The sequence below is a fragment of the Pseudomonas sp. AC463 genome (assembly GCF_979253585.1).
The window spans coordinates 1-236 of record NZ_CEEDDZ010001163.1; the positions used below are offsets into that span (position 1 = coordinate 1).

Annotated in this window: 1 protein-coding gene; it reads left to right on the forward strand. The window is 61.0% G+C overall.

Annotated elements, in window-relative coordinates:
- Positions 1-11 precede the first annotated feature (11 nt).
- The coding region (locus tag AC0IYH_RS33965) for a hypothetical protein (protein WP_471838877.1) at positions 12-236 on the forward strand (225 nt) is incomplete at its 3' end.

Sequence of the window (236 nt, forward strand, 5' to 3'; positions counted from 1 at the left end):
GTCTGGGACGGATGGCTAAGGCTGCCGGACGCGAACACCACATGACCTTGACCGGGTTCAAGTGGATCGGCCGTGTGCCTGGACTCGTCTTCGGCTATGAGGAAGCCATTGGTTACTGCTGCGATCCTTCCCACGTACCCGACAAGGACGGCATCACCGCCTTGGCGACGATCCTGCGTCTGGTCGGTGAACTCAAGGCCTCCGGCACCACCATAGCCGAACGTCTCGACGAGATC